This window comes from Paracoccus liaowanqingii (genome assembly GCF_004683865.2).
GTDB classification, from domain to species: domain Bacteria; phylum Pseudomonadota; class Alphaproteobacteria; order Rhodobacterales; family Rhodobacteraceae; genus Paracoccus; species Paracoccus liaowanqingii.
On record NZ_CP038439.1, the window covers coordinates 2601687 to 2625902 of the forward strand.

18 protein-coding genes are annotated in these 24216 nt (G+C 69.7%); 9 read left to right on the forward strand and 9 right to left on the reverse strand.

Annotated elements, in window-relative coordinates; all coding sequences use genetic code 11:
- The first annotated feature begins 4 nt into the window (after positions 1–4).
- From E4191_RS12545 to E4191_RS12585, 9 genes are all read left to right on the forward strand, one after another.
- Positions 5–1783, forward strand: a complete 1779-nt coding sequence (locus tag E4191_RS12545; RefSeq protein WP_135313708.1) for an acyl-CoA dehydrogenase C-terminal domain-containing protein — start codon at positions 5–7, stop codon at positions 1781–1783.
- A 277-nt stretch (positions 1784–2060) separates the two neighbouring features.
- Positions 2061–2702, forward strand: coding sequence for a glutathione S-transferase family protein (locus tag E4191_RS12550; protein WP_135313709.1), 642 nt, complete (start codon positions 2061–2063; stop codon positions 2700–2702).
- Positions 2699–3910, forward strand: coding sequence for an acetyl-CoA C-acetyltransferase (locus tag E4191_RS12555; RefSeq protein ID WP_135313710.1), 1212 nt, complete (start codon positions 2699–2701; stop codon positions 3908–3910). The genes E4191_RS12550 and E4191_RS12555 overlap by 4 nt, the downstream gene beginning before the upstream one ends.
- A gap of 10 nt (positions 3911–3920) precedes the next feature.
- Complete coding sequence (locus E4191_RS12560) at positions 3921–6107, forward strand: 3-hydroxyacyl-CoA dehydrogenase NAD-binding domain-containing protein (protein WP_135313711.1); 2187 nt, start codon at positions 3921–3923, stop codon at positions 6105–6107.
- A gap of 168 nt (positions 6108–6275) precedes the next feature.
- Entirely contained in the window at positions 6276–7475 is a 1200-nt protein-coding gene (locus tag E4191_RS12565) for a toxic anion resistance protein (RefSeq protein ID WP_135314462.1), read from the forward strand.
- Positions 7475–8512 (forward strand): DUF2927 domain-containing protein, encoded by a 1038-nt coding sequence (locus E4191_RS12570; RefSeq protein WP_135313712.1) that lies wholly within the window; start codon positions 7475–7477, stop codon positions 8510–8512. Before E4191_RS12565 ends, E4191_RS12570 begins: the two co-directional genes overlap by 1 nt.
- Before the next feature lie 27 nt (positions 8513–8539).
- Positions 8540–9667, forward strand: coding sequence for an SPFH domain-containing protein (locus E4191_RS12575; RefSeq protein WP_135313713.1), 1128 nt, complete (start codon positions 8540–8542; stop codon positions 9665–9667).
- Between the two features lies 1 nt (position 9668).
- A complete protein-coding gene (locus E4191_RS12580; RefSeq protein WP_135313714.1) occupies positions 9669–10832 on the forward strand; it encodes a zinc ribbon domain-containing protein in 1164 nt (387 codons plus the stop codon).
- 19 nt (positions 10833–10851) lie between these two features.
- Positions 10852–11769, forward strand: coding sequence for a carbohydrate kinase family protein (locus E4191_RS12585; RefSeq protein WP_135313715.1), 918 nt, complete (start codon positions 10852–10854; stop codon positions 11767–11769).
- Between the two features lie 231 nt (positions 11770–12000).
- Here the strand turns inward: E4191_RS12585 and hflX are convergent, their stop codons facing one another.
- The 9 genes from hflX to dusB all read right to left on the reverse strand — a co-directional run bounded on the left by hflX (position 12001) and on the right by dusB (position 24192).
- On the reverse strand, positions 12001–13392 hold the full coding sequence (gene hflX / locus E4191_RS12590) for a GTPase HflX (RefSeq protein WP_135313716.1): 1392 nt from the start codon (positions 13390–13392) through the stop codon (positions 12001–12003).
- Positions 13393–13626: an RNA chaperone Hfq gene (hfq, locus tag E4191_RS12595; protein ID WP_042250201.1), complete on the reverse strand. Its 234-nt coding sequence runs from the start codon at positions 13624–13626 to the stop codon at positions 13393–13395. It abuts the gene before it with no gap.
- A gap of 120 nt (positions 13627–13746) precedes the next feature.
- Positions 13747–15378 carry a TrkH family potassium uptake protein gene (locus E4191_RS12600; RefSeq protein WP_135313717.1) on the reverse strand — a complete coding sequence of 544 codons (1632 nt, stop codon included), beginning with the start codon at positions 15376–15378 and terminating at the stop codon, positions 13747–13749.
- A gap of 14 nt (positions 15379–15392) precedes the next feature.
- Positions 15393–16769, reverse strand: a complete 1377-nt coding sequence (gene trkA / locus E4191_RS12605; protein ID WP_135313718.1) for a Trk system potassium transporter TrkA — start codon at positions 16767–16769, stop codon at positions 15393–15395.
- A 119-nt stretch (positions 16770–16888) separates the two neighbouring features.
- Positions 16889–18280: a nitrogen assimilation response regulator NtrX gene (gene ntrX / locus E4191_RS12610; RefSeq protein WP_135313719.1), complete on the reverse strand. Its 1392-nt coding sequence runs from the start codon at positions 18278–18280 to the stop codon at positions 16889–16891.
- Positions 18277–20538 carry a sensor histidine kinase NtrY-like gene (locus E4191_RS12615; protein WP_135313720.1) on the reverse strand — a complete coding sequence of 754 codons (2262 nt, stop codon included), beginning with the start codon at positions 20536–20538 and terminating at the stop codon, positions 18277–18279. Before E4191_RS12615 ends, ntrX begins: the two co-directional genes overlap by 4 nt.
- A gap of 76 nt (positions 20539–20614) precedes the next feature.
- Complete coding sequence (locus E4191_RS12620; protein WP_135313721.1) at positions 20615–22069, reverse strand: response regulator; 1455 nt, start codon at positions 22067–22069, stop codon at positions 20615–20617.
- Between the two features lie 12 nt (positions 22070–22081).
- Complete coding sequence (locus tag E4191_RS12625) at positions 22082–23191, reverse strand: two-component system sensor histidine kinase NtrB (RefSeq protein WP_135313722.1); 1110 nt, start codon at positions 23189–23191, stop codon at positions 22082–22084.
- Positions 23188–24192 carry a tRNA dihydrouridine synthase DusB gene (gene dusB / locus E4191_RS12630; RefSeq protein ID WP_135313723.1) on the reverse strand — a complete coding sequence of 335 codons (1005 nt, stop codon included), beginning with the start codon at positions 24190–24192 and terminating at the stop codon, positions 23188–23190. Before dusB ends, E4191_RS12625 begins: the two co-directional genes overlap by 4 nt.
- Positions 24193–24216 lie beyond the last annotated feature (24 nt).

The following is a 24216-nucleotide window of genomic DNA, read 5'->3' on the forward strand; positions in this document are numbered from 1 at the left end:
CGCCATGCCCAGCTACACGCCCCCGATCCGCGACCTGCAGTTCGTCCTTCACGACGTCCTGAAGCTGTCGCATTCCGATCTTCCCGGCCATGACGACCTGGCCCCCGACTTCACCGAGGCGGTGCTGGAGGCGGCGGGCAAGCTGGCCTCCGAGGTGCTGGCGCCCTTGAACCTGCCCGGCGACCAGCAGGGCTGCCGGCTGGAGAACGGCATCGTGCGGACCCCCAACGGGTTCGCGGCCGCCTTCGAGCAGGTCAAGGAGGGCGGCTGGACCTCGCTGGACTGCGACCCGGAGTATGGCGGCCAGGGCATGCCCTATGTGATGGGCGTGGCCACGGGCGAGATCTTCGTGTCCGCCAACATGGCCTTCAACATGTATCAGGGCCTGACGCATGGCGCCTATTCCGCCATCCACGCCCATGGCACGGACGCGCAAAAGCAGACCTACCTGCCCAAGATGGTCAGCTGCGACTGGACCGGCACGATGAACCTAACGGAACCGCATTGCGGCACCGATCTGGGCCTGCTGCGCACCAAGGCCGAGCCGCAGGACGACGGCAGCTATCTGATCACGGGCCAGAAGATCTTCATCTCGGCCGGCGATCACGACATGGCCGAGAACGTCATCCACCTGGTGCTGGCCAAGGCGCCGGGCGGCGGCGCGGGCACCAAGGGCATCAGCCTGTTCATCGTGCCCAAGTTCCTGGTGACCGAGGACGGCACCTTGGGCGACCGCAACGGCGTGTCGGTCGGCGCGCTGGAACACAAGATGGGCATCCACGCCAACGCGACCTGCGTGATGAACTATGACGGCGCGCGCGGCTGGCTGCTGGGCGACCTGCACAAGGGCATGCGCGCCATGTTCACCATGATGAACGAGGCGCGGATCGGCGTCGGCCTGCAGGGCTATGCGGGCGCCGTGCCCGCCTATCAGAACGCGCTGGCCTATGCCAAGGACCGCCTGCAGGGCCGCGCCGTGACCGGTGCCGACAACCCGCAGGGCGCGGCCGACCCGCTGATCGTGCATCCCGACATCCGCCGCAGCCTGCTGGACCAGAAATCCTTCCTCGAGGGCGCCCGCGCCCTGACGCTCTGGGGGGCGCATCTGGTCGATCGCAGCAACCTGGGGCAGGATGCCGATGCCGAGGGGCTGATCTCGCTGATGACCCCGGTCGTGAAGGGCTTCCTGACCGATAAGGGCTTCGAGGCCACCGTGCTGGCGCAGCAGGTTCTGGGCGGGCACGGCTATGTCGAGGAATGGGGCATGAGCCAGTTCGTCCGCGACGCCCGTATCACCATGATCTACGAGGGCGCCAACGGCGTGCAGGCGCTGGATCTGGTCGGCCGCAAGCTGGCGCTGGACGGCGGCAAGCACGTCATGGCCTTCTTCGAGATGATCAAGACCTTCTGCCGCGAGGAGGCCGGGAACGACGCGATCCGCGCCGACTTCATCGAGCCGCTGAAGGCCGCGTCGAAGGATCTGCAGGCGGCGTCGATGTTCTTCATGGAACGCGGCATGAAGAACCCCAACGACGCGCTGTCGGGCAGCTACGACTTCATGCACCTCTTCGGGCATGTGACGCTCGGCTACATGTGGGCCCGGATGGCGGTCGCCGCCCAGGCCGCGCTGGACGCCGGAACGGCCGACCCGGCCTTCCACAAGACCAAGCTGATCACCGGCCGCTACTACATGAAGCGCCAGCTGCCGATGACCGCGACCCATCTGGCGCGCATCCAGTCCGGTGCGGCCACGGTGATGGAACTGGAAGCGGAAGCGTTCTGAGCCTGCTCCGCCGCGCGGCGCCCGTGGACAGCGCGGATGCCTCCGGCGGAGATATTTGAGTGAAGAAGAAGCGGCATTCCCGGCCCGCGCAGGGCCATCGGCATCAAGCGCGCGAGCCGGGAACCTCTCCTTCAGCGGTCATCGGCTTCCCAGCCTGTACCGCCTGCCCAGAGTGGCGCCAAATGGTTGAGGAAGGTTTAACCCGCCCCTTCTTCTTCCCGAAAATATCCCGCGGGGGTCCGGGGGCGCGAAGCCCCCGGCTGTTTGAAGAGGCAAGATGACCGCACAGCTCTGGTGTTTTGGCGAATCGGGCAATGCCTACAAGGCCGCCCTGACCCTGCAACTGGCCGGCCATGACTGGCAGCCCGTCTATGTCGACTTCTTCGGGGGCGAGGCGCGGGGCGCGGCGTTCCGTGCCCTCAACCCGATGGGCGAGGTGCCGGTCTTTCGCGAGGACGATCTGGTCCTGACCCAGTCCGCCGTGATCCAGCTGCACATCGCCGAGAAGGCCGGAAAATTCCAGGGCTCGGACCGGGCCGAGACGCTGCGCTGGCTGATGTTCGACAATCACAAGATCTCGGGCCAGGCGGGACCGGCGCGCTTCCTGCTGAACTTCCTGCCCGAGGAGAAGCGCCCCGCCGGGGCGGCCGCCTATCTGCAGGGGCGGCTGAAGGCCGCGTACCAAGTGCTGAACGACCATCTGGCGGACCGGGACTGGGTCGCGCCCGGCGGTCCGACCGTCGCGGATTTCGCGCTGTGCGGATACCTTTATTACCCCGAGCCCTTTGGGTTCGACCGCGCCGACTGGCCCCATATCGACCGCTGGCTGGAGGGCATCGCCGCCCTGCCCGGCTGGTCCCATCCCTATGACCTGATGCCCGGGCACCCCTCCGACCGGGCGCCCAAGGAGGACACATGACCGACGCATTCATCTATGACGCCGCCCGCACCCCGCGCGGCAAGGGCCGCCCGGACGGAAGCCTGCACGAGGTCACCTCGCTGGCTCTGTCCGCGCGGCTGCTCAATGCCCTGAAGGCCCGCAACAACCTGGACGGCCATGCGGTCGAGGACGTGATCTGGGGCAATGTCACCCAGGTCAAGGAACAGGGCGGCTGCCTGGCACGCTCGGCCGTGCTGGCCTCGGATCTCGACGAGCGGATCCCGGGCCTGTCGATCAACCGCTTCTGCGCCAGCGGGATGGAGGCCGTGAACCTGGCCGCCAACCAGATCAAGGGCGGCGCCGGCCAGGCCTATATCGCGGGCGGGGTCGAGATGATGGGCCGCGTCGCCATGGGCAGCGACGGGGCGGCGATCGCCGTCGACCCGTCGCTGACGATGAAATCCTATTTCGTGCCGCAGGGCATCAGCGCCGACATCATCGCGACGGAATACGGCTTCTCGCGCGAGGAGGCCGATGCCTTGGCGCTGGAAAGCCAGCGCCGGGCCGCGCAGGCCTGGTCCGAGGGGCGGTTCGACAGGTCCATCGTCCCGGTGCTGGACCAGAACGGTCTGACCATCCTTGCGCGCGACGAATACATGCGCCCCGGCACGACGCCTGAGGACCTGGCCAAGCTGCGCCCCGCCTTCAAGGAGATGGGCGAGACGATGCCCGGCTTCGACAAGGTGGCGATGCTGAAATACCCGCATCTGACCCATATCGACCACATCCACCATGCCGGGAACAGCTCGGGCATCGTGGATGGCGCCGCCGCCGTGCTGATCGGGGATGCCGCCTTCGGCAAGGCCCATGGCCTCAAGCCCCGCGCCCGCATCCGCGCCACCGCCAAGATCGGCACCGATCCCACGATCATGCTGACCGGCCCCGTCCCTGTCACCGAAAAGATCCTGAAGGACAGCGGCCTGTCGATCGGCGACATCGACCTCTTCGAGGTGAACGAGGCCTTCGCCGCCGTCGTGCTGCGCTTCATGCAGGCCTTTCAGGTCGATCCGGCGCGGGTCAACGTGAACGGCGGCGCCATCGCGATGGGCCATCCGTTGGGCGCCACCGGGGCGATCATCATCGGCACCCTGCTGGACGAGCTGGAGCGGCAGGACAAGACCATGGGCCTGGCCACCCTCTGCATCGCGTCCGGCATGGGCGCGGCCACCATCATCGAGCGCGTGTGAGGAGACATCCATGACCGATTTCACCATGAAGACCGGCGATGATGGCGTGGCGATCATCACCTGGGACGTGCCGGGCAAGTCGATGAACGTGCTGTCGATGGAGGGCGCGACCGCCCTGGACGGGCTGATCGACCAAGCGCTGGCCGACGCGGCCGTCAAGGGCATCGTCATCACCAGCGGCAAGGCAGATTTCGCCGCCGGCATGGACCTCAATGTCATCACGGGCATGAAGGACCAGGGAAGCGCGCAGGGCGTCTTCGACGGCGTCATGACGCTGCACCACCTGCTGCGCAAGATCGAGCGCGCGGGCATGGATCCCAAGACGCTGAAGGGCGGCAAGCCCATCGCCAGCGCCCTGCCGGGCACGGCGCTTGGCATCGGGCTGGAACTGCCCCTGGCCACGCATCGCATCTTCGCCGCCGACAATCCGAAGGCCAAGATCGGCCTGCCCGAGATCATGGTCGGCATCTTTCCGGGCGGCGGCGGCACCACCCGCCTGGCGCGCAAGCTGGGCGCGATGATGGCCGCGCCCTTCCTGCTGGAGGGCAAGCTGTCCGATCCCAAGAAGGCCAAGTCGGCGGGCCTGATCGACGAGGTCGTGGCCGATCCCGTCACCGCCGCCCGCGAATGGGTCCTGTCCGCCAAGGAGGCCGATCTGGTCAAGCCCTGGGATGCCAAGGGCTACAAGATGCCCGGCGGAGAGCCGTTCCACCCGGCGGGCTTCATGACCTTCGTGGGCGCCAGCGCGATGGTGCATGGCAAGACGATGGGCGTCTATCCGGCCGCCAAGGCGCTGCTGAGCGCGGTCTATGAAGGGGCGATGGTGCCCTTCGACACCGCGCTGAAGATCGAGGCGCGCTGGTTCACGCATGTGCTGATGAACCCGTCCTCGGCGGCGATGATCCGCAGCCTGTTCATCAACAAGGAGGCGCTGGAGAAGGGCGCGAACCGCCCCGAGGCGCCCGACCAGACCGTGCGCAAGGTCGGCATCCTGGGCGCGGGCATGATGGGCGCGGGCATCGCCCATGTCAGCGCCATGGCCGGGATCCAGGTCGTGCTGATCGATGCGCAGCAGGCCAGCGCCGACAAGGGCAAGGCCCTGTCCGAGGGCCTTCTGGACAAGGCCATCAGCCGCAAGAAGGCCACGCCCGAGAAGAAGGCCGAGGTGCTGGCCCGCATCACCGCCACGACCGACTACGCGGCGCTGGAGGGCTGCGATCTGGTCGTCGAGGCGGTCTTCGAGGATCCCGCCGTCAAGGCCGAGGTCACCAAGCGCGCGGAAGCCGTCATCCCGGCGGATGCGATCTTCGCGACCAACACCTCGACCCTGCCGATCGGCGATCTGGCGCGGGCCTCGTCGCGGCCCGAGCAGTTCATCGGCATCCACTTCTTCAGCCCCGTGGACAAGATGCTGCTGGTCGAGATCATCAAGGGCCGGCAGACCGGCCCGGTCGCCGTGGCCAAGGCACTGGATTTCGTCCGCCAGATCCGCAAGACACCGATCGTGGTCAACGACGCGCGCTTCTTCTACGCCAACCGCTGCATCATCCCCTATATCAACGAGGGGATCCGCATGCTGGCCGAGGGCGTGAACCCCACGCTGATCGAGAATGCGGCCAAGATGATGGGCATGCCCCTGGGCCCGCTGCAGTTGGTCGACGAGACCAGCATCGATCTGGGTGTCAAGATCGCCAAGGCGACCCGCGCGGCGATGGGCGACGCCTATCCCGACGGCGCGGTGGACGAGGTGCTGTTCTGGATGGCCGATCAGAACCGCTTGGGCCGCAAGGCGAATGCGGGCTTCTATGCCTATGACGAGGCGGGCAAGCGGCAGGGGCTGTGGGACGGCCTGGACGCGCAATATCCGCGCAGCGCGGACCAGCCCGACCTGCACGACGTCCAGCACCGCCTGATGTTCGCGCAGACCCTGGAGGCCGTGCGCGCGCTGGAGGAGGGCGTCCTCGAAGACATCCGCGAGGGCGATGTGGGTGCCATCCTGGGCTGGGGCTTCGCGCCTTGGACCGGCGGTCCCTTCGGCTGGCTGGACATGCTGGGCGCCGCCCGCGCGGTCGAGATCTGCGACCGCCTGACGGCCGAGCAGGGCGACCGGTTCCAGGTGCCCGCGCTGCTGCGCAAGATGGCCGAGACGGAGGGCAGCTTCTACGGCGCCCGGGCCGCGCAGCCCTCGGCCGCCTGATCCGCCCTTCGGATGGGCCGCGCCTGCGGCCCATCCGGCACCTCGCCTGCGACGCCCCGCCCATCGGCGGAAACTTTCCGACGGTCATGTCGTTGATCGGACGTGATTTCGCCATATGCTATGGCGACGGCACCGCCTGTGGCGGATGGCTGACAAGGGGATCCGATGATGACCGACGACACCAAACGCCGCGCCGAAGCCGCTCAGGCGCAGATCGATGCGCTGACGCAGGCGTCGCTGCCCGAACCCGCGCCCGCACCCTCCGGGCTGACCGAGGCCGATCCGGCGACCCAGGCCCAGATCCGGTCGCGCATGGCCGAGATCGATCTGAAGGACAGCAACTCGATCCTGCGATTCGGCACGCGTGCCCAAGCGGATCTGCAGCAGATCAGCCAGGCCATGCTGGCCGACGTCAAGACCAAGGAGGTCGGCCCCGCCGGCGACAGCCTGCGCGAGGTGGTGACCACCATCCGCGGCTTCTCCACGACCGAGTTGGACATGCGCCGCAGCCGCAGCTGGTGGGAAAAGCTGCTGGGCCGCTCGGCGCCCTTCGCGAAATTCGTGGCCAATTACGAACAGGTCCAGACCCAGATCGACCGCATCACCGCCGAGCTGGAATCGCACGAGCAGAAGCTGCTCAAGGACGTCAAGTCGCTGGACATCCTCTATGACCGCACGCTGACCTTTTATGACGAGCTGGCGCTCTACATCGCCGCCGGCACCGAGAAGCTGCGCGAGCTGGACACCGACGCCATCCCCGCCAAGGAGGCCGAGCTGGCTGCCAAGCCCCAGCCCGATCAGGTGATCGAGGCGCAGGAGCTGCGCGACCTGCGCACCCTGCGCGACGATCTGGAACGGCGCGTGCACGATTTGCGGCTGACGCGGCAGGTGACGATGCAGTCCCTGCCCTCGATCCGGCTGGTGCAGGAGAACGACAAGTCGCTGGTCACCAAGATCAACTCGACCCTGGTGAACACCGTGCCCCTGTGGGAGACCCAGCTGGCGCAGGCGGTGACCATCCAGCGCAGCGCCGAGGCCGCCCGCGCGGTCAAGGAGGCCAGCGACCTGACCAATGAGCTGCTGACGCGCAATGCCGACAACCTGCGCCAGGCCAATGCCCAGATCCGCGCCGAGACCGAGCGCGGCGTCTTCGACATCCAGGCCGTGCAGACCGCGAATGCCCAGCTGATCGCCACGATCGAGGACAGCCTGCGCATCGCGGACGAGGGCCGCTCGCGCCGCGCTGCCGCCGAGACCGAGCTGACCCGGATGGAGGCGGAGCTGCGCGACGCGCTGGCCTCGGCCTCGGCGCAAAGGCCCGCCGCCCCGGCGGACACCGCGCGTCTCGGACGCGGCGGGGTGCGCTGATGCGGCAGGCGCCCCTGCCCTCGCGCAAGACGGCGCTTGGTCTGGCGCTGGTGCTGCTGGCGGGAGCCGCCTGCGGGCGGATCGATCCCGAAGGGCCCGATCCCTCGCGCACCGACGCGCGCCCCGCCCTGCAGCAGGACCAGCCCGCCAGCCAGGCCGAGCTGCGCCGCGCCCGCGCCGAGCGCAACCGCGAGGCCAATGCGGCGGCGCGACAGGTCTCGGCCAATCCCAGCCAGGCCAGCCAGTCGCAGCGCGACTTCTACGCCGCGGCCGAACGACGGCTGGTGGCGCAGGGACGGCTGCGCCGCGACCGCGTGCCGCTGGATGCGCCCATCGACGCCGAGACGCTGACCCGCAACTTCATCGCCATCGCGCTGCGCGACGAATACAGCCAGACCTCGGACGGGCTGGTGGCGCAGAGTGCCGCCGCCCCCCTGCGCCGCTGGCGCGAGCCGGTGCGGATGCAGCTGGAATTCGGCGCCTCCTTCGACATGGCCGCGCGTCCCGCCTGGCGCGCCGAGGTGGCTGAGTTTGCCGCGCGCCTGTCCGACACCACCCGCCATCCGGTCCGCCTGACCGCCGAGCGCGGCAACTTCACCATCCTGGTGCTGAACGAGGATGAACGCCGCGCCGCGGGCCCGCGTCTGGCGCAGCTGGTGCCCGGCATTCCCGCGCAGGATATCCGCATCCTGACCGACCTGCCACCCGCGATCAGCTGTTCGGTCTTCGCCTATTCGCGCGGCGGCGCCAGCGACTATGCCCATGCCGTCGCGGTGATCCGGGCGGAACTGCCGCCCTTGCTGCGCACCTCCTGCATCCACGAGGAGCTGGCGCAGGGGATGGGTCTGGCCGCCGACAGCCCCGCCGCGCGCCCCTCGATCTTCAACGACGACGAGGAATTCGCCCTGCTGACCCGGCATGACGAATTGCTGCTGCGCATCCTCTACGACCCGCGCCTGACCCCCGGCATGACCGAGGCCGAGGCCGCGCCCCTCGTCCGGCAGATCGCTGCCGAGCTGCTGGGCGAGGCCGCCTGATCCCATCCCGAACCCCAGAGGCAAGCCATGTCCATCTTCGATATCCTGGGCGGCGAATTCATCGAGATCATCGAATGGGTCGATGACAGCCGCGACACGATGGTCTGGCGCTACGACACGGTCGGGCGCGCGATCAAGTACGGCGCCAAGCTGACCGTCCGCGAGGGGCAGGCCGCCGTCTTCGTCCACGAGGGGCAGCTGGCCGATGTGTTCGGCCCCGGCCTCTACCTGCTGGAGACGAACAACCTGCCGGTGCTGACCCGCCTGCAGCACTGGGATCACGGCTTTCGCAGTCCCTTCAAGTCCGAGGTCTATTTCGTCAACAAGACCCGCTTCAACGACCTGAAATGGGGCACGCGCAACCCGATCATCGCGCGCGATCCGGAATACGGCCCGATCCGCCTGCGCGCCTTCGGCACCTATTCGATGCGCGTCAGCGACCCGGCGCGCTTCATGTCCGAGATCGTCGGCACCGATGGCGACTTCACCCGCGACGAGATCGCCTTCCAGATCCGCAACGTGATCGTGCAGGAGTTCTCGCGCGCGATCGCTTCGGCCAATATCCCGGTCCTCGACATGGCCGCCAACACCGACCAGCTGGGCGCTTTGGTGGCGAAAGCCATCGCCCCGGTGATCGAGGCCTACGGCCTGATCCTGCCCGAGTTCTACATCGAGAACATCAGCCTGCCCGCCGAGGTCGAGGCGATGCTGGACAAGCGCACCAGCATGGGGATCATCGGCGATCTGGACCGCTTCGGCCAATATGCCGCCTCCGAGGCGATGCTGGCCGCCGCCCGCAACGAGGGCGGCGCGGGGGCGGGCTTCGGCGCGGCCATGGGCGCCGCGATGGGCATGGGCGTCGCCGCCCCCCGGCCCGGTCCCTGGGGCGCGGCGCCCACCGCCGCGCCTGCGGCCGCCAGCCCCCCGCCCCTGCCCGGCCGCACGGTCGAGACGGTCTGGCACGTCGCCTTGGACGGCGCGCCCCAAGGTCCCTTCGGGCGCGGCCATCTGGGCCGCATGGTGCCCGAGGGACGCTTCGCGCGCGACACGCTGGTCTGGGCGCCGGGCCAGGACGGCTGGCTGCCCGCCGAGGACGTGGCCGAGCTGGCGCAGCTGTTCACCACCCTGCCCCCGCCCCTGCCCCTGCCGCAGTAAGGTGGCCGCGCCCGCCGAACACCGCTTTCCCTGCGCGCAATGCGGGGCCAGCCTGCGCTTTCAGCCGGGCCAGCACAGTCTGGTCTGCGACTGGTGCGGACACCGGCAGGAGATCGGCCCCGGCCCGGCCCGCGCGCCCGGTTTGCCCCGCGCGGGCGCCAACCCGCCGCCCCTGCAATGGGACGCCGCCCACAAGGCCCCGGAACTGGCCGAGATCCCGCTGGACCAAGGCCTGCATCTGGACGCCGATTCGACCATCGCGCAGGTGGTGCGTACGCTGTCCTGCCCGCAATGCGGCGCGCGGGTGGACCTGGACGAGACCCATCACGCCGGCGCCTGCCCCTTCTGCGCCTCGCCCGTGGTGACCGACACCGGCGCCACCCGCCGCATCAAGCCGCAGGGCGTGCTGCCCTTTGCCTTGACCCATGATCAGGCGCGCGACGCGATGACCGACTGGCTGGGCGGGCTGTGGTTCGCGCCCTCGGGGCTGACGGCCTATGCGCGGCGGGACCGGCGGCTGACCGGGGTCTATTCGCCCTTCTGGACCTTCGACGCGGCCAGCCGCTCGCGCTATCGCGGCCAGCGCGGCGATGTCTATTACGTGACCCAATGGGTCACCCAGACCGTCAACGGCCGCAGCCAACGGGTCGCCCGGCAGGTGCCCCGCATCCGCTGGAGCCCCGCCTCGGGCGAGGTGGCGCGCGACTTCAACGACGTGCTGGTGCTGGCCTCGACCGCGCTGCCCGCCCGGATCACCGATGCGCTGGTGCCGTGGGACCTGTCGCAGCTGTCGGGCTATGATCCGGCCTTCCTGTCGGGCTTCGAGGCCGAGGGCTATACCGTCCCGCTGGCCGACGGGCACGAGGCGGCGCGGGCGCAGATGGCCCAGGTCATCGCCACCGATGTGCGCCGCGCCATCGGCGGCAGCCAGCAGCGCATCGACAGCCTGGAGAGCGATTTTTCGGCCGAGACGTTCAAGCATATCCTGCTGCCCGTCTGGACCGCCGCCTACCGCTACAACGGCAAGAGCTATCGCTTCGTGGTGAACGGCCAGTCGGGCCGCGTCGCGGGAGAGCGCCCGTGGTCGGCCTGGAAAATCGCCGCCGCCGTGGCCGTGGCGCTGGTCGCGCTAACGGCGATCCTGTATGTGACGGGGTCAGGCTGAGGTACAGAGGGGGACGGACATGATCCTGTGCGCGGGCGAATCGCTGATCGACATGGTGCCGCAGGACGGCGCCTTCCGGCCTCTGGCCGGCGGCGCGGTCTACAACACCGCCATCGCGCTGGGTCGCTTGGGCCGGGCCACGGGCTATCTGTGGCCGATCAGCCGCGACCCCTTCGGCGACCAGATCCTGGCGCCGCTGGCCGAGGCCGGGGTGAACACCGACCTCTGCCCCCGCACCGACCGGCTGACCACGCTGGCGCTGGTGACCCTGACGAACGGCGAGGCGCGCTATTCCTTCTATGACGAGGGTTCGGCGGGGCGCATGCTGGTGCCCGGCGACATCGGCCCCCTGCCCCGGACAGTGACGGCGCTTTTCGCGGGCGGCATCAGCCTGGTGCCCGATCCCTGCGGCGCCACCCTTGAAGGGCTGGTCGCCGCCCATCACGCCCGCCTGCCGGTGATGATCGATCCCAACATCCGGCCGTTCTTCGTCACCGATCCCGAGGCCTATCGCGCCCGTCTGGCGCGCCTGCTGCCCATGGCCGACGTCGTCAAGCTGTCGTCGGACGATCTGGAGTGGCTGCATCCCGACCTGGCCCCCGAGGAGGCCGCCCGCCGCATCCTCGCCACCGGCCCGAAGCTGGTCCTGCACACCGGCGGCGAATCCGGCGCCCGGGCCATCTGGGCCGGCGAGACGGTCGCCGTTCCTGCCGTGCGCACGACCGTCGCCGACACGATCGGCGCCGGCGACACGTTCAACGCGGGCGTCCTTGCCAGCCTCGACCGTCAGGGGCTGCTGAGCAAGGACGGCATCGCGGCCATCACCCCCGACCAGATCCGCGCCGCCCTGACGCTTGGTGCACAGGCCGCCTCGGTCACCGTCTCGCGGCCGGGGGCCAACCCGCCTTGGGCCCATGAGATGGCTGCATCGGACTGATCTGCCGTACTTGATGCCAAGCGGTGCAAGAGGGGGGCTTTGCGCCCCCCGTCGCGCGTTGCGCGACTCCCCCCGCAGGATACTTCCGCCAAGATGAAACGCGAAGATCCTTCATGAGCGGCAGGAGGATGGCCGATTTCATCTTGGCACAAATATCCTCGGCGGGGTCGCCAGTTGGTGCGCCCCGGGTTCGAGAACCGGTCGTCGCGGGACGCGAGGGCTGGGTGCCGGTCAGTCCGCCGGGTGCCACCCGCCGGTGCGCGGCGCGTCGGGTTCGTCATCCTCGACCGGCTCCTCGGCGGTGCCCGTGAAGGCCTCGAAGGCGCCTTTCTGCCGCGTGGTCCAACGCAGGTTCAGGTGCAGGCCGTCCTCGGCCGCCGCCTCGCGCTCGACCACGCCCGCCTCGTGCAACCAGGCGCGGCTGCGGCCGTCGGCGAAATCCAGGGTCACCTCGTCCTCGGTCCGCGGCTCGTCCAGGACCTGGCCCAGCAGGTGGTCGATGGCGGCGGTCAGGTCGTCCAGACCCTCGCCGGTCAGGGCGCTGACGGCCTGCACGCCCTCGGTGCGGGCATCGGTGCGGCGCAGGGCAGCGCGGGTCTCGTCGCCCAATGCGTCGATCTTGTTCCAGACCTCGATGGCGGCCACGTCCTCGTCGACGCCCAGGCTGTCCAGGATGTCGGCCACGTCCTCGGCCTGTTCCTCGGTCTCGGGATGGCTGATGTCACGGACATGCAGGATCAGGTCGGCCTCCAGCACCTCCTCCAGCGTGGCGCGGAAGGCGGCGACCAGTTCCGTGGGCAGATCCGAGATGAAGCCCACCGTGTCGGAGAGGATGATCTTGCGCCCCGATCCGCCCGCGCCCGCATCGGGCAGCTGGATGGCGCGCATGGTCGGGTCCAGCGTCGCGAACAGCATGTCCTTGACGAAGACCTCGGCCCCGGTCATCCGGTTGAACAGCGTCGACTTGCCGGCGTTGGTATAGCCCACCAGCGCCACGATCGGATAGGGCACCTTGGCGCGGGCCGCGCGGTGCAGGCTGCGGGTCTTGACCACGCGCTCCAGCTGGCGCCGCAGCCGGGTCATCTGGTCGTCGATGGCGCGGCGGTCGGCCTCGATCTGCGTCTCGCCGGGGCCGCCCACGAAGCCGAGCCCGCCGCGCTGGCGTTCCAGGTGGGTCCAGGCGCGGACGAGGCGCGTGCGCTGATAGGACAGCGCGGCCAGTTCGACCTGCAGCACGCCCTCACGGGTGCGGGCGCGGTCGGCGAAGATCTCGAGGATCAGCCCGGTCCGGTCCAGAAGCTTGACGCCCCAGTCCTTTTCCAGGTTGCGCTGCTGCACCGGAGTGACGGGGCCGTCGACCAGCACCAGCTCGACCTCCAGCGCCTCGAGCCGCTCCTTGATCTCGGCCAGCTTGCCCTTGCCGAACAGCTTGCCGGGATTGGGCTCGCGCAGGTTCGCGACTTCGGAGCCCACCATTTCGATGCCGGGCAACGCCATGGCCAAGGCCACGGCCTCGGCCAGCGAATGCTCGGGCTCGCGTCTCTGGGTCCGGGCGCGGCCCAGATCGGGGTGGATCACATAGGCACGGGTCGGCTTGGCTTCGGTGTCCGTCAGGTCGGCCAATCAGTCCTCGCCTTCATACAGGGTGATGGGCTGGCCGGGCATGATCGTGCTGATCGCATGCTTGTAGACCAGCTGCGACTGGCCGTCCCGGCGCAGCAGCACGCAGAAATTGTCGAACCAGGTGATGACGCCCTGCAGCTTGACGCCGTTGATCAGGAAGATGGTGACCGGCACCTTGGCCTTGCGGACATGGTTCAGGAACGCATCCTGCAGGTTCTGCTTGTCGCCAGCCATCTGTTTTCGTCCGTTTTTCACTGCCCTGTCATGTCAATATCTAGGCGCATGCGTCCGGCCTTGCAAGCAAGCGCGCTTGCGCAACCCGGTCTCGATAACATTTGCGCCACACCTGAAGGTTCAGCGCCGCCAGAAATCCGGCGAAAAGATGGCCAGCACCGCCAGCGTCTCGATCCGGCCCAGCACCATCGCGGCGGCCAGCACGGCCTTGGTGAAGTCGGGCAGGCCCGACCAGCCCTCCCACGGGGCCGAGGCGATGCCGGCGGTCCCCTCGAAGGCCGGGGTCAGGGGAATGGCGCCCGCCAGGGGCCCCGCATTGGTCAGTGCGGCGATGGACAGGATCGTCGCGGTCTCGAACTCGATGGCGTGGATCGAGACGAGGCAGATGACCACCGCGATGGACATGGCGAACAGCATGAAGAAGATGAAGGCCAGATAGGCCCCCTCGCGGCGCAGCCGCCGCGCGATGCGCCCCCCGCCCGAGACGGAACTGGGATGGATGATCCGCTCCATCTCGCGCTGGCCGTGGCGGGCCAGGGCATAGACGCGCAGCAGCTTGACGCCCCCCGCCGTGGTGGCGATGCCGCCGCCCATCATCGCCAGCCCCGCCAGGATCAGCCCCGGCGCGTCCAGCCCCGACCAGGCCCGCGCATCGGCCCATTCGACCGAGGTCCAGCCCGTCGTCGTCAGATAGCTGAGCGCGCTGAACAGCCCGCCCCACAGCGCCGCCAGCGCCCGGCCCAGCCCGGACAGGGGATGCGCGTCCTCGGGCAGGCTGCGCTCGATCTCGATGGCGCCCAGGAAATGGCGCAGGAACAGCACCGCGCCCACCATCAGGACCAGCGCCAGGGCCATGCGCAGCTCGGGGTCCTCGACCAAGCGGTCGGTCGCCTGCAATTCGGCGCCGCCGGGCCAGAAGCGGCGCGACAGGGCGGGGATCAGGAACAGAAAGACCAGCATCTCGCCCGCGATGCCGGTGGCCTGGCCGGCGGGGCCGATGACCGGCGAGATGCCCGAGGTGGACAGCGTCCCCATCGCCCGCGTCAGCGCCACCAGCGCCGGGTCGCCCAGCATGGCCAGCCCCACCCACAGCGCCAGGGTCAGCCCCGCGTAAAGCGGACCCACCTCCAGCGCGGCGCGGGCCAGGCGGCTGGTGGGGTCGGACAGGTGCCCCTCGGTGCGGGGATCGGACATGTGCAGGACCGGGCGGCGCGGGTCCGAGGATTTGGGCAGGTGCTGGCGGTATTCCTCGCGCCCATAAGGGCTGGACATGATCTCGAACCCGCCCACGCGCAGGGGGGCCAGGATCGCCACGGCCGCGACCAGCACGAAGAACCCGCCCATCCAGCCGACGATGGCCCGCCACAGATGCAGCGGCAGCGGCAGCAGGTCGGCCGAGTAGAGCGAGGCGCCGGTGGTGGTCAGCGACGACACCATCTCCCACCAGGCGTTGAAGAAGCCGGTGTCGGGCTGGCTTTCGGCAAAGGGCACCGCCAGCAGCAAGGGCAGGATGCCATAGGCGCCCAGCATCATCAGCAGCGTCTCGCGGGCGCGCTGCGGGCGGGGATTGGCCTGGGTCGCCAGCCCGATCAGCCCGCAGAAGACCAGCGTCAGCAGCGCCGCATAGAAGAAGTTGCGCGCGATGGACGCGTATCCGGTGACCGAGGCATAGGCGGCGGGCACCAGCATCAGCAGCGCCGCCATCCCGGCCAGCAGGATCAGAAGCGGCAGTCGCTGGACGGTGCTGGTCATGCGGCGGCCCCTGTCTAGAAGAAGTCGATCGAGACCTGCAGCAGGCGCTCGACCTCGGGGACGTCCTTGGTCAGGGCAAAGATCAGCACGATGTCGCCCTCGTCGATGCGGGTGTCGGCCAGGGGCTTCAGCACCCGGTCACCCTTGCGCACGGCGCCCAAGAGCGCGCCTTCGGGAAAGTCGATGTCGCGGATCGCCCGGCCCGCCATGGGGCTGGTGGACAGGACCTGCGCCTCCATCACCTCGGCCTCGGCATCGCCGATGGAATAGATGTCGCGGACCCGCCCGTGGCGGATGTGGCGCAGGATCGTGGACACGGTCGTGGCGCGCGGGTTGATATAGGCGTCGATGTCCAGCGCCGCCATCAGCGGCACCAGCGTCGGATCGTTGATCAGCGCGATGGCCATCTTGGCCCCCGCCTGCTTGGCGCGGACCGAGGCCAGGATGTTCGTCTTGTCGTCATCGGTCACGGCCAGCACGGCATCGGCCAGCGGCACGCCGGCCTCGTCCAGGATCTCGGCCGACAGCCCGTCGCCGTTCAGCACGATGGTCCGTTCCAGACGGTCGGCGGCGAATTCGGCGCGGCTGCGGTCACGCTCGATCAGCTTGGCGCGGATGCGGTCGGGGCGGGCCTCCAGCGCCTGCGCGACGGCAAGGCCCACATTGCCCGCGCCGATGATCGTCACGCGCTCCTGCTTCTGCGGAGGCTTGCCGAAGATGTCCAGCGTGCGGGCCACGTCCTCGGCATGGCTGAAGACATAGATCTGGTCATGGGAGAACAGCTGGTCGCCCGCCTCGGGCGCGAACAGCCGCCCCTCGCGGCGCACCCCCGCCACGATGGCCCGCAGGCTGGAGAACAGCTCGGTCAGCTGGCGCAGCGGCGTGTTCAGGGCCGGGCAGTCGGGTTCCAGATCGATCCCCAGCAGCTGGATCTTGCCGCCCATGAAGGTTTCCACATCGAAGGTCGAGGGTGCCAACAGGCGCTGCAGCGCGGCCATCGCGACCTCGCGCTCGGGGCTGATGACCACGTCGATGGGCAGGTGTTCGGTGCGGTAGAGGTCGGAATAGATGGCGTCCAGATAGGCGCCCGACCGCAGCCGCGCGATCTTGCGCGGGATCTGGAAGACGGAATGGGCCACCTGGCAGGTGACCATGTTCACCTCGTCGGAATGGGTGGCGGCGATGATCAGGTCGGCGTCGCGCGCGCCCGCCTGATCCAGCACGTCGGGATGGCTGGCAAAGCCGGTCAGGCCCTGCACGTCCAGCGCCTCGGTGGCGCGGCGGACCAGATCGGGGTTGTTGTCGATGACGGTGACGTCGTTGCGTTCGCCCGACAGATGGCGCGCGATCTGCCAGCCGACCTGACCGGCCCCGCAAATGATGATCTTCATCCACAGCCCTCTTGTCGCTGCCGTGACCGGCGCATCACCTGCCTATGCCGGGCGCGCGCGGGGCGCAAGCGCGGCCCCCGCGTCACGGCCCGCCCGCAGCCATCGGGGGCGCCCCCGCCCTATTTCCCCATCGCCATCTCGTCGTCGCTGCGCATGCCGCCCACCACGCCCAGGGATTTCAGCTTGCGGTGCAGCGCGCTGCGCTCCATCCCCACGAATTGCGCGGTGCGGCTGATGTTGCCGCCGAAGCGGTTGATCTGGGCCACCAGGTATTCCCGCTCGAACAGCTCGCGCGCCTCGCGCAGCGCCATCGCGGTGACCGAGGGGCCCAGGCTCAGCGTCTCGCTGTTGTCCGGCGTGGCGCCCTGCGGCTCCAGCTCGGACGGCAGGATCGGGCCATGGCCCTCGGCCAGGATCAGCACCCGCTCGATCACGTTGCGCAGCTGTCGGATATTGCCCGGCCAGCGCATGGATTGCAGCGCGGCCACGGTCTCCTCGGGCAGATCGCGCGGGGTCAGGCCCTGGTGGCGGTGGAACTGCGTGATGAAATGCCGCGCCAGCGCCGCGATGTCGTCGCGCCGGTCGGCCAGCGAGGGCACCGCGATGGGCACCACGTTCAGCCGGTCGAACAGCTCCTGCCGGAAGCGCCCGGCGGCGATCTCGGCCATCAGGTCGCGGTTGGTCGAGGACAGCACCCGCAGGTCGACGCGCACCTTGTCGGCGCCGCCCGCGCGCACGAACTGCTGTTCGGTCAGCACGCGCAGGATCTTGGGCTGGGTGCCCATGGGCATGTCGCCCACCTCGTCGAAATAGATGATCCCGCCATGCGCCTGTTCCAGCAGCCCCGGCTCGATCCCGCGTTCGGGGGATTCGCGGCCGAACAGGACCTCCTCCATCCGCTCGGGCTCGATCGTGGCGCAGGGGACCGTGACGAAGGGGGCGGCGGCACGGGGGCTGTGGGCGTGGATGTAGCGCGCGGCCATCTCCTTGCCGGTGCCCGGCTCGCCCGCCAGCATCACCCGGCCGTTGGACTTGGCCAGCTTGTCCAGCCCGTCGCGCAGCCGCTTGAAGGCCGCCGAATGGCCCAGCATCTCGGAGGCGCGGTCGCCGCCCCGGCGCAGGGTGCTGTTCTCGCGCCGCAGCCGGCTGGTCTCCATCGCGCGGTTGATGACCACCATCAGCTGGTCGATGTTGAAGGGCTTCTCGATGAAGTCGTAGGCGCCCTGCTTGATCGCCGCGACCGCGATCTCGATGTTGCCATGCCCCGAGATGATGATCACCGGCACGGCGGGGTTGTTGCGCTTGACCTGCTTGAGGATGTCGATCCCGTCCATCCGGCTGTCCTTCAGCCAGATGTCCAGGATCATCAGCGCGGGTTCGGCGTCGTTCAGGGCCGCCACCGCCTCGTCGGAATTGGCAGCCAGCCGGGTGTCGAAGCCCTCGTCCTTCAGGATGTCCGCGATCAGCTCGCGGATGTCGCGTTCATCATCGACGATCAGGATGTCGCTCATGGTGTCGCCTCGTCTTTGTCGTGTCTGCTTTTCGGTTTTGCCCCCCGGACGGGATGGCGTTCGCGCGGCAGCCGGATCTCGGCCATGGCGCCCGGCCGGTCGGGGGCATCGGTCAGGGACAGGCTGCCGCCATGTTCCTCGACGATCTTCTTGACGATGGGCAGGCCCAGCCCGGTGCCGTGGCTTTTCAGCGTCACATAAGGCTCGAACAGGCGCGAGCGGTCGGCGGGCAGGCCCGCGCCATTGTCGATGACGCGGATGCAGACCTGTTCGGGCTGGGTGTCCATGCCGACGCGGATCTGCGGCACCCAGCCCTCGGGGGCATGGGCCGCCTGTTCCTCGACCGCCTCGCCCGCGTTCTTGAGCAGGTTCGTCAGCGCCTGCCGCATCATGCCCGCGTCGCAATCGACGATCACCGGCGTGTCGCCGATCTCGCAGACCAGCGCGCCGTGCAGGGCATCCTGCTGCAGCAGCACCACCTCGCGCAGCAGGGCGGCCATGTCCGTCTCGGCCCGATCCGGTTCCGGCATGCGGGCAAAGCGGCTGAACTCGTCCACGATCCGGCGCAGGTCGTTGGTCTGACGGATGATGACGTCGGTATACTGTTCCAGCGCGGCGCGGTCGCCCTCGGCGGCCAGGGGGCCGAACTTGCGGCGCAGGCGTTCGGCGGACAGCTGGATGGGGGTCAGCGGGTTCTTGATCTCGTGCGCCACCCGCCGCGCCACGTCGCCCCAAGCGGCCATCCGCTGCGCGCTGACCAGCTCGGTCACGTCGTCGAAGGCCACCACGTACCCCTCCAGCGCGCCATCCGCGCCGCGCCGCACGGCCATGCGGACCAGCAGGCTCTCGACGCGCCCCTTGCGCATCAGCCGCACCTCGTCCTGGATGGTCTCCGCGACCGAGGCCGACAGGCGTTCGAACAGCGGCGCAAATTCCGGCACGGCTTCGGACAGCAGCGCGTCGATGTCGCGCTTCGCGTCCAGCCCCAGCAGGCGACTGGCCGAGCGGTTGACGAAGTCGATCTCTCCGGCAGCGTCCAGCCCGATCACCCCCGAGGTGACCGAGGTCAGCACATTGTCGAACAGCCGCCGCTGGTCGTCGGACAGGCGATAGCTTTCGATCAGCTCCTCGCGCTGCGTCTTCAGCTGGCGGGTCATGCGGTTGAAGGCCTGGCCCAGGGTCTGGATCTCGTCGCCGGTGCGCGGCTCGGGCACCTGCACGTCCAGATCGCCCTGCCCCACGCGTTCCGTCGCCTGCGCCAGAAGGCCGATGGGCCGCGACAGGCCCCGCGCGAACCACAGGCCCAGCCAGATCGCCGCCGCCACCAAGAGCAGCGCGAAGCCCAGATAGACCAGCGAAAATTCCAGCAGCACCTGCGCCCGCATCGCCTCCAGCTGGCGATAGTCGCCCACCGTGGCGCGGGTGTCGTCCAGCAGCCCCAGCAGGCTGCCGTCCACGTCGCGCGTCACGTAAAGATAGCGGTCGGCCAGCGGCGGCAGGGCCACCAGCGCGCGGAACTCGTCATTGTCCCAGTCCTCGATCAGCACGATGCCGTCGGCCTGCGCCCGGTCCAGCTGGTCGCTGGAGGGGGCCTCGTACCAGAACAGGTAGCTGCGCTCGCCGCGCGCGCGGATCTCTCCGGCGCCGTTGATGATATAGGCCTCGCGCAGGCCGCGCTGGATCAGGGACTGGCCCTGCGCCAGCAGCTGGCGCATCTCGCCATCCTCGATCAGCGGGTTCGCGCGTCCGGCCTGGGTCAGCACGCCCGCCAGCGCGCGGGCATCCTCGGTCAGGTCGCCCCGGTGTTCGGCGTGATAGGCCTCGGCCGCCGCCTGCGAGGTGGTGACCACCTGCTGCACCCGGTCCGAGAACCAGCCCTCCAGCCCGATATTGACCAGAAAGCCCGCGAACAGCGCGACGAGGACCGTGGGCACCAGGGCCAGCCCGCCGAAGATGGCGACCAGCCGGGCATGCAGGCGGGATGCGGGCGCCGAACTGCGCCGGGCCGAGATCAGCCGTGCCATGCGCGCGACGATGAAGCCGATCAGCACGATCAGATAGGCCAGATCCGCCAGCAGCACGATGCGCAGCGCCTGCCCCTGCGCGGCCTTGCCGAAGGGTCCCATGATCATCAGCGTCGCCGCCGCCAGGACGACGCCGGTCAGCACGATGCCCCAGGTCAGGGCGCCCCGCCATTGGCGCGGCAATCGGATACGGGCCAGCCTGTCCCAGCTGAGCCCCGACGCAAGGCCTGCCATAACCCCCACTTGCCGTCTTTCGCGGCTTTCGCTCGTGGGCGGCGCGTGTCCTTCGCGCTGCCCCCCTGTGGCGGTTTTACATCAGTTTGCGGCGCCGTGTCACCTCGATATTCAGCTCGGTCAGTTTCTTGCGCAAGGTATTGCGATTGATGCCCAAAAGGTCTGCGCAGCGCAGCTGGTTTCCGCCGGTCGCGTCCAGCGCCACCTGCAGCAGCGGGCGCTCCACCTCGCGCAGGATGCGGTCGTAGAGGCCCGGAGGCGGCAGCGCGTCGCCATGCAGGTCGAAATAGCGCTGCAGATGCGCCTCGACCGAATCCGACAGACGCGACCCAGCCTGCGGCAGGCTGGGCTGCCCGGTGGGCTCGGGCGCCTGCGGGGCGGGGCCGCTGGCCGAACTGGGCGCCGGAGGGGGCGCGCGGTGGCCGGTCTGCTGGGTCAGCGCCTCGCGCATCTCGGACAGGCTGATCGCGGCGCCGCTGGCGGTCAGGGCCAGGCGGCGCATCATGTTCTCCAGCTCGCGGACATTGCCGGGGAAGGGATGCGCGCGCAGCAGGCTGGCCGCCTCGTCCGACAGCATCCGCTCGGGCAGGCCCTGCGCCGCCGCGCGGGCCAGAAGATGCGCGGCCAGGGGCAGGATGTCGTCCACGCGGGCGCGCAGGGGCGGCACGCTGACCGTCACCCCCGCCAGCCGGTAGTACAGGTCCGACCGCAGCCGCCCCCCTGCCACGTCCGATTGCGGATCGGCGCCGGTGGTCGCCACCACGCGCGGCGCCTGCGCCCGGTCGGGCCCCGATTCCATCGCCTCGATCAGCCCGATCAGCCGCGCCTGCGCCGAGGCGTCGAAGCCCGCCGGGTTCTCGATCACGATGGTGCCGCCGCGCGCCTTGTCGGCGGCGCGCGCGATCGCGTCCTCTCCGGCATCCGACGAGGTCAGGACCGCCAGCCCCCGGTCGCGCCGGTCCGACAGCTCGTGAAAGCTGCGTGCGATGGTGGTCTTGCCCACCCCCGCCTCGCCCGCGATGATCACCGGCAGGTCGGCGTTCAGCACCCGCGCCACCATGCGGAACAGCGCCTGCATGCTGGGGGCGTGGCCGATCAGCGGCATGGCCGGGTCGGCGGCCTCGCGCGGGACGGGCAGCGGGTCGGGCATGGGATCGGACTTGCGCGGGCGGCGCGACAGGGCCTGGTTGGCCTTGGCCATCAGGTCGGGCAGGTCGAAGGGCTTGGGCAGGTATTCGAAGGCCTCGGCCTCGGTCGCGCGGATCGCGGTGACGATGGTGTTCTGGGCCGAGATCACGATCACCGGCAGGTCGGGCCGCGCCTCGCGGATGGCGGGGATTCGGTCGATGCCGTTGCCGTCGGGCATCATCACGTCGGTGATGACCAGATCGCCGCGCCCCTCCTCGACCCATTTGGACAGCTGCGCCAGGCTGCCCGTCGCATGGACCCGGCAGCCCGCGCGGGTCAGCGCCTGCGTCAGCACCGTGCGGATGGTGCGGTCGTCGTCAGCGATCAAAACGGTGCCGTCCATGGGGTGAGGTCCTTATGCCTTGGGCAGGGAAATGCGGAACACGGTGCGACCGGGCTTGCTGTCCACGCGGATCAGCGCGCCGTGGTCGGTGATGATCTTGCTGACCAGTGCCAGGCCCAGCCCGGTGCCGTTCTCGCGGCCCGAGACGAAGGGCTCGAAGACCTGGTCGGCGATGGCGGGGGGGAAGCCGGGGCCGTTGTCCTCGATCTCGATCTGCAAAGGCAGCGGGCGGCCGGCGGGGTCGGTCTCGTCGGGGGGATGGCGCAGGGTGTGGTCGTAGTGGCTGTGCAGGCGGATGGTGCCGCCGGCCTTGCCCTCCAGCGCCTCGGCGGCGTTCTTCACGAGGTTCAGGCAGACCTGCACCAGCTGGTCCGCATCGGCCAGCGCGGGCGGCAGCGAGGGGTCGTAGTCGGTCACCACCTGCACGCCGCGCGCGAATCCCACCTGCGCGGACCGGCGGACCTGTTCCAGCACGTCGTGGATGTTCAGCGCCGCCAGCTTGGGCGCCGAGGTGTCGCCGAAGCGTTCCACCTGATCCAGCAGCGCCACGATCCGGCGCGATTCGCTGACGATCATCTCGGCCATCTCGCGGTCCTCGGGGGTGGCGTTCATCGCCATCAGCTGCGCCGCCCCCCGGATGCCCGCCAGCGGGTTCTTGATCTCGTGGGCCAGCATCTCGGCCATGCCGATGGCGCTGCGCGCCGCGCTGCGGACATGGCGGGCCTGATGCAGCCCGTCATCGTCCTGCGGCACGATCAGCAGCGTCACCGCGCCCCCCGTCGCCCCGCCATTGCCCGCATGGACCGCCGCGCGCCGCGCTTGGTGCCCGCCCGCGCGGTCGCCGATCTCGAAGGCGACCGAGGTCTGGTACAGCGCCTCGTCGCTGGCCCGCACGCGGGCGATCAGCGGCGCCAGGCTGGGCTGCAGGCGCAGGCGGGTGGACAGCTCGTCCCCCTCCAGCACCCGGCCCAGGGTCGAGTTGCGCGAGATGTTCAGCCAGATCTCGGCCGCGTCGTTCATCGCCGCCACCCGGCCGCAGCTGTCCAGGATCAGCGCGGGCAGCGGCAGCGCCTCCCATCCCGGGCCGGGGGAGATCTCATGGAAATCCCGGGGGCGGCTCATGCGGCGGCCCGTCCCGGCGCGTCGGCGAAGGCGCGGCGGATCAGCTCCACGGTCGCCGCCGGGCTGGGCGCGCGCAGCATCTGGTCGCGCAGGGGGGCGCCTGCGGCCTCGGCATACCAGCCCAGATGCTTGCGCGCGACGCGCAGCCCCGGCTCGGCCCCGTAGAAGTCCAGGATGTCCAAGTAATGCGCCTCGACCAGATCGGCCAGCGCGGCGCCCTGCGGGATCAGGGGCGCGGGGCAGCCCCACAGGTCATGGGCGATCTGCGCCAGCAGCCAGGGGCGTCCCTGCGCGCCGCGCCCGACCATCACCGCCTCGGCCCCCGACCGGGCCAGCGCGGCCCGGGCGCTGGCGCCGCCGGTCACGTCGCCATTGGCGACCAGCGGCGGGCGCCCGGGCAGGTCGGCGACAGTGCGGATCGCCTGCCAGTCGGCCTGCCCCTTGTAGAACTGCGCCCGGGTGCGGCCATGCACGGTCAGCATCGCCACGCCCGAATCGCGCGCCCGCGCCGCCAGATCGGCGGCGTTCAGGCAGTCGTCGTCCCAGCCCAAGCGCATCTTCAGCGTCACCGGGACGCCGACCGCGCCCACCACCGCGTCGATCAGGCTCAGCGCGTGGTCCAGGTCGCGCATCAGCGCCGCACCCGACAGCCCGCCCGTCACCTTCTTGGCCGGGCAGCCCATGTTGATGTCGATGATGCGCGCGCCCATCCCCTCGACGATGCGGGCGGTCTGGGCCATCGGCCCCGCCTCGCGCCCGGCGATCTGGACGCTGACCGGCAGCGTCCCTTCGGTCAGGGCCTTGGCGCGGACCGAGGCCCGGGTCGAGGGGCGCGGTGTCACCATCTCGGTCGAGGCGACCATCTCGGACACCATCAGCCCGGCGCCGAAGCGCGCGACGGCGCGGCGGAACGGCAGGTCGGTGATGCCCGCCATCGGCGCCAGGAAGACCGGCGGACCCAGGGGCGTGTCGCCAAGACGGAGGGGGTCGGGCAATTGCATGTCCTGTTCCTTCACCCTGCGCGC

What these genes read in the sequence shown, in the direction of transcription:
- E4191_RS12545 (WP_135313708.1), top strand. Translation starts at nt 5, where the DNA reads ATGCCCAGCTACACGCCCCCGATCCGCGACCTGCAGTTCGTCCTTCAC.
- E4191_RS12550 (WP_135313709.1), top strand. Translation starts at nt 2,061, where the DNA reads ATGACCGCACAGCTCTGGTGTTTTGGCGAATCGGGCAATGCCTACAAG.
- E4191_RS12555 (WP_135313710.1), top strand. Translation starts at nt 2,699, where the DNA reads ATGACCGACGCATTCATCTATGACGCCGCCCGCACCCCGCGCGGCAAG.
- E4191_RS12560 (WP_135313711.1), top strand. Translation starts at nt 3,921, where the DNA reads ATGACCGATTTCACCATGAAGACCGGCGATGATGGCGTGGCGATCATC.
- E4191_RS12565 (WP_135314462.1), top strand. Translation starts at nt 6,276, where the DNA reads ATGACCGACGACACCAAACGCCGCGCCGAAGCCGCTCAGGCGCAGATC.
- E4191_RS12570 (WP_135313712.1), top strand. Translation starts at nt 7,475, where the DNA reads ATGCGGCAGGCGCCCCTGCCCTCGCGCAAGACGGCGCTTGGTCTGGCG.
- E4191_RS12575 (WP_135313713.1), top strand. Translation starts at nt 8,540, where the DNA reads ATGTCCATCTTCGATATCCTGGGCGGCGAATTCATCGAGATCATCGAA.
- E4191_RS12585 (WP_135313715.1), top strand. Translation starts at nt 10,852, where the DNA reads ATGATCCTGTGCGCGGGCGAATCGCTGATCGACATGGTGCCGCAGGAC.
- hfq (WP_042250201.1), bottom strand. Translation starts at nt 13,626, where the DNA reads ATGGCTGGCGACAAGCAGAACCTGCAGGATGCGTTCCTGAACCATGTC.
- E4191_RS12600 (WP_135313717.1), bottom strand. Translation starts at nt 15,378, where the DNA reads ATGACCAGCACCGTCCAGCGACTGCCGCTTCTGATCCTGCTGGCCGGG.
- trkA (WP_135313718.1), bottom strand. Translation starts at nt 16,769, where the DNA reads ATGAAGATCATCATTTGCGGGGCCGGTCAGGTCGGCTGGCAGATCGCG.
- ntrX (WP_135313719.1), bottom strand. Translation starts at nt 18,280, where the DNA reads ATGAGCGACATCCTGATCGTCGATGATGAACGCGACATCCGCGAGCTG.
- E4191_RS12615 (WP_135313720.1), bottom strand. Translation starts at nt 20,538, where the DNA reads ATGGCAGGCCTTGCGTCGGGGCTCAGCTGGGACAGGCTGGCCCGTATC.
- E4191_RS12620 (WP_135313721.1), bottom strand. Translation starts at nt 22,069, where the DNA reads ATGGACGGCACCGTTTTGATCGCTGACGACGACCGCACCATCCGCACG.
- E4191_RS12625 (WP_135313722.1), bottom strand. Translation starts at nt 23,191, where the DNA reads ATGAGCCGCCCCCGGGATTTCCATGAGATCTCCCCCGGCCCGGGATGG.
- dusB (WP_135313723.1), bottom strand. Translation starts at nt 24,192, where the DNA reads ATGCAATTGCCCGACCCCCTCCGTCTTGGCGACACGCCCCTGGGTCCG.